Source organism: Chitinimonas sp. (assembly GCF_036568685.1).
Classification (GTDB): domain Bacteria; phylum Pseudomonadota; class Gammaproteobacteria; order Burkholderiales; family Chitinimonadaceae; genus Chitinimonas.
This window is the reverse complement of the sequence record NZ_DATCSC010000036.1, coordinates 42,986-51,395: the sequence shown is the minus strand read 5'-3', so window position 1 is coordinate 51,395 and position 8,410 is coordinate 42,986. Positions and strand designations below refer to the sequence as shown.

Genomic DNA, 8,410 nt, shown 5'->3' with positions numbered 1-8,410 from the left:
ACCCACTCAGCTAAACTCGTTTGTTTCGCTTCGTTTTCGTCTGCGTCATCAGCAGAGAAGCGAACTATACGCACCCCCCAGAAACCCGTCAACACCCTCCGCAATAATTTCTGCAACTTTCTGCCCGACGAGCGGTAAGTGACTGATCTGTAATACACCCCGCGCCAAACTTTTTTAGCCCTCCCCCGCAAAACCCGACACCGCCTGCAAACACGCGGCACCGGAAACACCTAAAAAACCGGCAGCGCACGCTGGAAAACCCGTTTTTCCACAGAAACACCCCGCCAAACAGCCCTTGCACAAAGCAAACGCCCCGCAAGCGGGGCGTTTTACTGGGGGCGCGAAGCGGAACCCGGCTTTCTCCCTATATATGTATATCTATATAGGAATGTCCGTCAGCCAGACTTCACTCCTTGGGTTTGCGGTTACTGCCTGCCACCATCTGGTATTCGAACAACCGGGCTTCCAGTGCACCGTTGAACAGCACGGTGCGCTTGCTGGCCGAAAGACGGATCAACTTCGCCAGGCGCAGGTCGGCCGTGAAGAAATAGGCGCGCCAGCCGGAGAAGCGCTGCTTCAGCGCGTGGCCCAACATGGGGTAGAGCGCATCGAGCCAAGCCTGCTCTTCCAGACGGATACCATAGGGCGGGTTGCAGATCAGCACGCCCTGCTCCGCCGGTGCGCTACGTTCCAGCGCGTCGGCTTCTTCCAGCACGATGGCTTCCTGCAGACCGGCTTCGGCGATATTGGCGCGCGCCGCCAGCAGGACGTCGGGCGTGTCGTCGCTACCATATATATGTAGGCCCTTGCGCGGCAGCTCGGCGGCGACCGCTTCGGCACGAAGCTTGTCCCACAGCGGGGCATCAAAGTTCTTGAGGTGCTCAAAGGCGAATTGGCGTTTGAGGCCTGGGGCGATACGGCATGCCATCATGGCCGCCTCGATCAGAAAGGTACCGCTACCGCACATGGGGTCGAGCAGCGTTTCTTCCGGCTGCCAGCCGGTCAGGCGCAGGATGCCGGCGGCCAGGTTCTCGCGCAGCGGTGCGTCACCGGTCATGCGGCGGTAGCCGCGCTTGAACAGCGCTTCACCACTGGTATCCAGATAGAGGGTCTGCTGCCGCTCGGTCAAAAAGGCGTGGATGCGGATATCCGGCGTGGCGGTATCCACGCTGGGGCGCTCGCCACAGGCGGCACGGAAGTTGTCGCAGACGGCGTCCTTGACCTTGAGGGCGATGAAGTCGAGGCTGCGCAGCTTGCTGCCCACGCCGGTCACCATGACCTTGATGGTGCGCTCGACGCCGAACAGGGCCGGCCAGTCGATAGCACGCGCGGCCTTATAGACATCGTCCTCGCTGCGGTAGGACTTCTCGACCAGGCGCCAGAGGATACGGCTAGCGATACGGCTATGCAGGTTGGCCTTGTACATCAGCGCCCAATCGCCACTGAAGCCGACGCCGCCGTCGGTGGGAGCAATCTGCTGGGCGCCCAGCGCCGCGAGTTCCTCGGCCAGCATGGCTTCCAGGCCACGAGGGCAGGGAGCGAAATAATGGAATACCTGTTTCATGGGGCGGAGGGGCTCCGGTTTTATATAGGGGGCAGCGCGTCGCGCTGTTTCTTGGCTAGCTTGGCGCGCACCAGCAGGTAGGACGCTTGCAGCAATTCACGCAGCTGGGCGGCGGGCAGCACGCCGGGATGCTCCAGTCGGACCCAGTGATGGCGGGCCAGATAGGGCGCGGGGATGATGCCGGGCTGGTCGGTCAGCTCCAGGAAGCGCTCATCCGCCACCTTGAAGGACAAGCCTTGGGACTGGCTGGCGTCCAGCGCCATGACACAGAACATCTTGCCGCCAACCGAGTAGACCAGGTCTGCACCCCACTTCACATCCGATGTGGCGCCAGGCAGGCCGGCACAGCAGTTTCTTACTTCATCATGTGTCATGCTCGGCCCTACCCTGTTGCTATCTCATTAAGGGTTCAACGACCACGACCCACTTCCAGGCGGCGCCGGGTCTGGGTGATCACGGGCGCCCAGCGCTCGCTCGGCCGCTTCTTATAAGTACACAAGGTCAGCTCGCTCGGCGCAAAGGCGTTGAGGTTGTGCGTCAGCGGCGTGGTGATCAGATACTGCGCCTGGGTGGCCTTGAGGAAGGCGCCGACCTTGTCGATGTTCAACACATCGAGGTGGGCGAAAGGCTCGTCGATGAATACGAAACCCGAGGGGTTGTTCTCGTCCATCATCAAGCCGATCAGCAGGATCAGCGACTTCATCACCTGCTGGCCACCCGAGGCCTCGCCATCGTTGAGGCCCATCAACCCCTTCTGGTCGAAGTCAAAGCGCACCGTCAGGCCGGCCTGGCCCAGCGCCGCGTCGTCGTTGTCGAGGTGCGGCTGGTCCAGCTCCACCGAGATGCCGGACAACTCACCCAGCCGGCGGACATTGACACTATAGGCACGGACGGTGGCGCGCAGCTTGTTGATATAGGCACCGCGCGCATCGTCGGTCAACTCGCGGGCTCGCTCCACTTCGCGGCCACGGCTCTGCGTTTCGGCCTGCAGGGCATCGAAGTCCTGCAGGATCTTCTCGCGCAGCTCCAGCACGGTAGCGTCGCGCTCCCAGTCGCCATGTTCGAAACGCTCTTGCTGGCGATGGATCTCGTGCCGCACCGCCTGCACCGAGCCCCACTCCTCCTTGAGTGCCGGCAGGGTGGACTTGTCGAGGCCGGCCGCCTCCAGGGCGGCACTCAGCTGCCGCGCCTCCTCGATCTGGCGGGTCTGCTCGGCCTGGCGCTGTTCCACCTGGCTCAACAGCTCGCGCACCTGGCGAGCCAGCTGGTCGCGTGTATCGCGTACACGCTGCTCGCTCAGGCGGGCTTCCATGGCGCGCTTGCGGGTACTCTCCTGCTCGGCCTGCTTGCTGGCCAACTCCGCGCCCAGACGTTGTGCCTCGGCGCGCAGCTCGGGCAAGGATTGCTCGGCGGCGTCGAACTCATCCTGCCGCGCGGCCAGTTGCTGGACCGCATCCATACCGGCCAGCTGCAGCTGCAGGCTGGCGATCTGGCGACCCACTTCGACCGCCTCGCCCTCCCAATCCAGCACCTGCTGGTTGAGGTCATAGAGGCGCCGGCTGACTTCATCCAGCCGCGACTTGCGGGCGGCTTCCCCAAAGGCGTGGTCGCGTACATCCACACCGATAAAGCGCGCACCGCGTCTTTCCTTGTGGAAGCCCTCGCGGGTGATCCAGTCACCCTGCACCGAGGCGCCCGCCTCTACCGATTTCACGCGCTGCACATTGTTGAGCTGGCGGGTCAGCCAGGCCGGTGCTTCGCTGCGCAGGGAGAGGATCTCCAGCACCGAGCCTGGCACCGCCTTGGGCACGGCCTCACAATCGGGCACGATAAAGTGCCGGTACTGCAGCCGCTGGCCAATCTTGAAGGCAGCCTGCTTGTCGCTCTCGCGCCCCAGCAAGACCAGGTGGCGGTAGGGGGCCAGCAGCGCCTCGACGGCGGTCTGCCAGCTGTTGTCATTCACTTCGACGATATCGGTCAAAAGCTGATGCGGGATGCCCGCCTCATCGAGCGCGGCACGCATCTCGCGCACAAAGCGCTCGGCCGGCTGGCGGCCCTGCTGCAGCGCGAACTGCAGCTCGGACAGTTGCTGCCGCTCTTCCTTGGCGGCCTTGACCTTGGCATCCAGCTCGCCCTTACGACCGCGCAGACGGCCCACCTTGTCGGCCAGCTCGATCGAATCGGCACCGGACTCGGATTCAGCCAGGGCCTTGAGCTTGTCACGCTGGGCCAACACCTTTTCGGCGTCCCGGGCATCCGCCCCCACCCGCTGGAAGGGCTCCCACAGTGCCTTGTAGGCGCTCTCGGCGGCGGCCTCCAGGCTGGCGGCCTCGCTCAGTTCGGCCTCCAAGCGGCGCGCTTCGGCGTCGGCCTTCGCCAACTCTTCCTCACGCGCCTTGAGCGCCCGCCGCACGCCCTTGTACTGGTGGATATAGCCCCACATGGAATCCCAGGACTCCAGATAGCGCAGGCCCGGCAACACGGTCTGCTCCAGCCGCTCGGACTCCTGCTGCAAGCCCTTCCACTCCAGGTAGCGGTTGGCACGACCCTTCATCTGCTCGACCTTGGCACCCAGGCCATCGAGCTGGCGGCTGAGTTCAGCCAGTTCCTGCTCGGCCTCCTTCTGCTCTACCTTGGCTTCCTGGTAGTTATCCAGCACCTGCTTGTCGCCAAATACCTGGAACACCAGGTCCAGCAGCGCCTTGGGGCTGTATTCGCACAGCTTGTCGGTGTCGCCCTGCTCCAGCGCCAACACTTCGGCAATGGCGCGGGTCAGGCCGGCCTTTTCCAGGTCCTGCTTGTATTCGCGCACACCGCGCCAGTCGAGGTTGGCCTCGGTGTCCTCGGCCAGCTCCACCTCGCCGGCGGCGATCGCGTATTGCCGCAGCCAGTCACCGCCCTGCTTCTTCACCCGGCAGAACAAGGTCACCTTGTCGGTGGTGATAGGAAAGAAGGGATAGGGGAAGAGGTCACCGTTCTCGCGCCGCGGGTTGTCCACGACGCCCCGCAGCCAGGCGGTCGATTCGGTGTTGTTGCGCACATAGCGCTTGTAGTCGCGGCGACCGGAGCAAGGCAGCGCCAGGATGGTACGTAGCGCGTCGAGCAGGGTGGTCTTGCCGGAGCCATTGGGGCCGACGATGGTGACGATCTGGGCATCGAGCGGAATCTCGATGCTTTGCCAGAAGTCCCAGTGGCGCATTTCGAGTTTGCGGAATTGAAACATCGTGACTCGTTATCGGTGTGGGCCTGCACCATAGGCGCAGGCGGTTTGTCACTCGGCCGCAGCGTTGGCCGCACGGCGCTTCAGTACTTCGCCCAGGGCGCCCTCGATCACGCGCGGTGCAAGACTGGCGTAGTCCAGCATCAGGTCCAGCAGCGGGCCCTCCGAGACCACCTTGTTACGGCGCTCGATAAAGCCCAGCCGGGCCAGCTGGCCCAGGTTGGCATTCATACGGGTCTTGCCGCCGAGCTTATGGCGGAAGTCGGCGTACAGCGCATCTTCGGGTATGCCGACCGAGACCTCCTCGCCCTGCAGGAGCGGCTTCTCGGCGCCGAACATATCGCTCTGGCCTTCCTGGTCCTTCTCGGAGCGGGCAATCTGGCGCTCGCGCTTGGGCAGGATGATGCGGGCCCACAGCACCACCAAGAGAGCGATCGCATCACGCGGCAGACCCATATTGTTGGACAGCCAGGTATCGCCGTCGCCGAACACAAAGGCATTCATGTCTTCGGCCAGCGCCACCGCCAGGTATTCGGCGTAGGGGTTCTCGAGCAGCACCAGGCCGACCTCGGCCAGGCGGTGGTCCAGGGAGCGGCGGAAGTCTTCGTCAATCAAGGCACGGCGAGCCAGCGGATCATTGCGGGGAATGAAGCGATGGGCGATCAGCCGGGCGCAAAGGATGGACAGGGCGTTATCCATGGTCTTCGTCCTGTTCGTGATTTAGGTAGCGGAGGACCGCAGCTCGCCACGCGAGATGCTGGCCACTTCGGGATGGTCGACCAGCTCGACCTCGGCACTGGCCTTGAGGCGCAGCGGCAGTTTGACGATGTCGCCCACCACGCTGGCGTCGAGCTCGGCCTCGCTATCGCCGACCAGCGACAACAGCGAGAGGCGGTAGGCGGTCTCGGTATAGGTATCAGCCAGCGCCACGCTGCGGATATCGGCAGCTTCGCCGGATACGCCCAGCTCGGCCAGCAAGGCATGCAGCGCCTCGGCATGGAACAAGCGCTCGGCTTCGGGCGCACCCACATTGGGCGCGGACTGCTTGTCGGGCAGGCCGGCCACCTGCACCGTCTGCCGCTCGCGGCCCAGCAGTTCGAATTCGGTGATATCGAGCAGTTCCGGTCCGGTGACCAACGAAGGCTGCGGCGGGAAGCGCAGCATACCGCTGACCATGGCGGCCAGATCGGCCTGGTTGGCGGTGCGCAGCCATTCGCCGATATCGCTGGAAGTCAGGCCAGACTGACCCAGGTGCACGCGCTGCGCCTGCAGCTGGTTGAGCCGGCGCTGGAAGCTGCCTGTCAGCCGCAACAGCCGCGACTGCGCCATGGCGATGGCCTGGGCCTGGTCCAGGGTACGGCGCGACAGGGTCTCGTCGGCCAGGAGACCCTGCATGACCTCGGTCCCCTTCTGCACCCAACGGAACACCGCCTCGAGGCGGGTCTGGGCTTTCTTGATCTGGTATTCGGACTGCGACTCGAGCGCATCCTCAAAAGTGCGGTGCAGCTCGTTGAGGCGGGCCAAGAGGTGCTGCAGCGTCTCGTTGGAAACGCGCCCCACCTGTTGCTGGCCGGCTGCCTGCGCGGTCAGGTAGCCAAGCTCGGCGTCCTCTTCGGCAAAGGCCAGCAGGGTGGACAAGGCTGCCAGCGCCACCCGGCCGGTCTCGGCGATCTGGTACAGGCCCTCGTCGCCATCCCATAGCAGCAGGCCGTTCTGGCGCAAGCGGGTCAGCACGGTATCGAGCTTGACCGGGTTCACATAGGCGAAGTGGGCTTGCAGCTGCTGCGGCGACCAGCGCGGCTCCTGGCCTCGGCGGCCGATCTCGCGCAGTACCAGGAGGCGCACCAAAACCTGTTCCTCATTGCCGTGGAACAGGGTGATAAAGGCGCCAAGCAGGTCGCGGGCACGCACCAGCTCGGCCAGCGCGGGGAGATCGAGGGGGTTGAGGTTGCTGACGAAGAAGTCGGCTAGGCGTTCATCTGACACGGCGGCGGACACACTCGCAGGCAAGGGCCGGGGCATGCCCGGCCGGGGATGGGCTCAGACGGGCCGGCCCCGCAGGGCCGGCTGCGGTCAGGACTTGGTTGGGTCGTAGGGCTCGTGCAGGGCCTCTTCCTCGGTCGGCGCCGCCTCCTGGCGTTGCGGGCGGGTGGCTTCGAGGTAGTCCATGATGGCCCAGGTCAGCTGCTGGGTACCCTCGCCGGTCAGGCCGGAGATGGTGAACAGACGCTTGGCCTGCGGATCGAGCGGGGCCAGCGGGTCGAAGTCCGCCTTGGGCCAGCCGAAGCCTTCCAGGAAGGCATCGATACGGGCCTGGCGCTCATCGTCGGCCACCATGTCGAGCTTGTTCAGTACCAGCCAGCGCGGCTTGCTGTGCAGCGTTTCGTCGTACTTGCGCAGTTCCTCGACGATGGCCTTGGCTTCGCGGACCGGATCGGTCTCTTCGCTGAAGGGGGCCAGGTCGACGATATGCAGCAGAAGGCCGGTACGCGACAGATGCTTGAGGAAGCGATGGCCCAGGCCGGCGCCTTCGGCGGCACCCTCGATCAGGCCGGGGATGTCGGCAATCACAAAGCTGCGGTTATGGTCGATACGCACCACGCCGAGGTTGGGCGCCAGGGTGGTGAAGGGGTAGTCGGCAACCTTGGGGCGCGCGGCCGAGACCGAACGGATAAAGGTGGACTTGCCGGCATTGGGCATACCCAGGAGGCCGACGTCGGCCAGCACCTTCAGCTCCAGCCTGAGTTCGCGCTGCTCGCCTTCTTCACCGTAGGTGAACTTGCGTGGCGCGCGGTTGGTGGAGGTCTTGAAGTGCAGGTTGCCCAGGCCACCCTTGCCGCCCTTGGCGATCATGACCTGCTGGCCATCGTGGGTCAGGTCGGCCACCAGTTCACCGGTGAGGTTGTCATGGATCACGGTACCGACCGGCATGCGCAGGAAGATATCGTCCGCGCCCTTGCCGTAGCAGTCGGCACCGCGGCCGTTCTCGCCGTGATGGGCGCGGTACTGCTTGACGAAGCGATAGTCGACCAGGGTGTTGATGTCCTTGTCGGCCACCGCCCAGATGCTGCCGCCCTTGCCGCCATCGCCACCATCCGGCCCACCGCGCGGCACGAACTTCTCGCGCCGCATGCTGGCCGAGCCGTTTCCACCTTTGCCGCCGATCACTTCAATGCGGGCTTCGTCGATGAATTTCATGGGCAGGCGTTCCTGATTGGATAGAGGGGCTGCATTACACTCGGGCAGCAGGGTGCGAAAACGACAAAGCCCTATCTGACGAGATAGGGCTTCGATTTTAAGCGAAACACCCGTTCACGGGCGTTCCACTTACCGGCAGGCTTAGGCCTCGACGCCGGTGTAGGGCTCGACCACAACGGTCTTGCGCTTCAGCGCGCCCTTGACCACGAACTTGACGTAGCCATCGACCTTGGCGAACAAGGTGTGATCCTTGCCCATGCCGACGTTCTCGCCTGCGTGGAAACGGGTGCCGCGTTGACGGATGATGATCGAACCCGCGGGGATCAGCTCACCACCGTAAACCTTGGTACCCAGTCGTTTGGCTTCTGAGTCGCGGCCGTTGCGCGAACTACCGCCAGCTTTTTTGTGTGCCATGTTGCAGACTCCTT

7 protein-coding genes are annotated in these 8,410 nt (G+C 64.3%); all 7 read right to left on the bottom strand.

All coding sequences use genetic code 11. The annotated features are described in order from the left end of the window. Positions 1–406 precede the first annotated feature (406 nt). The gene (locus VIM95_RS06155) at positions 407–1,564 is read right to left on the bottom strand and encodes a THUMP domain-containing class I SAM-dependent RNA methyltransferase (RefSeq protein ID WP_331984115.1); all 1,158 of its coding nucleotides are present in this window, start codon (positions 1,562–1,564) and stop codon (positions 407–409) included. Between the two features lie 20 nt (positions 1,565–1,584). Next, the gene (locus VIM95_RS06150; RefSeq protein ID WP_331984113.1) at positions 1,585–1,938 is read right to left on the bottom strand and encodes an MmcQ/YjbR family DNA-binding protein; all 354 of its coding nucleotides are present in this window, start codon (positions 1,936–1,938) and stop codon (positions 1,585–1,587) included. 35 nt (positions 1,939–1,973) lie between these two features. Beyond that, positions 1,974–4,787: an ATP-binding protein gene (locus VIM95_RS06145; protein WP_331984111.1), complete on the bottom strand. Its 2,814-nt coding sequence runs from the start codon at positions 4,785–4,787 to the stop codon at positions 1,974–1,976. A 48-nt stretch (positions 4,788–4,835) separates the two neighbouring features. Continuing rightward, positions 4,836–5,483, bottom strand: coding sequence for a hypothetical protein (locus tag VIM95_RS06140; RefSeq protein WP_331984109.1), 648 nt, complete (start codon positions 5,481–5,483; stop codon positions 4,836–4,838). Between the two features lie 21 nt (positions 5,484–5,504). Beyond that, on the bottom strand, positions 5,505–6,770 hold the full coding sequence (locus VIM95_RS06135) for a hypothetical protein (RefSeq protein ID WP_331984107.1): 1,266 nt from the start codon (positions 6,768–6,770) through the stop codon (positions 5,505–5,507). Between the two features lie 87 nt (positions 6,771–6,857). After that, a complete protein-coding gene (obgE, locus tag VIM95_RS06130) occupies positions 6,858–7,982 on the bottom strand; it encodes a GTPase ObgE (RefSeq protein ID WP_331984105.1) in 1,125 nt (374 codons plus the stop codon). Positions 7,983–8,123: 141 nt separating this feature from the next. After that, positions 8,124–8,396 (bottom strand): 50S ribosomal protein L27, encoded by a 273-nt coding sequence (gene rpmA, locus VIM95_RS06125; protein ID WP_331984103.1) that lies wholly within the window; start codon positions 8,394–8,396, stop codon positions 8,124–8,126. Positions 8,397–8,410: the final 14 nt, after the last annotated feature.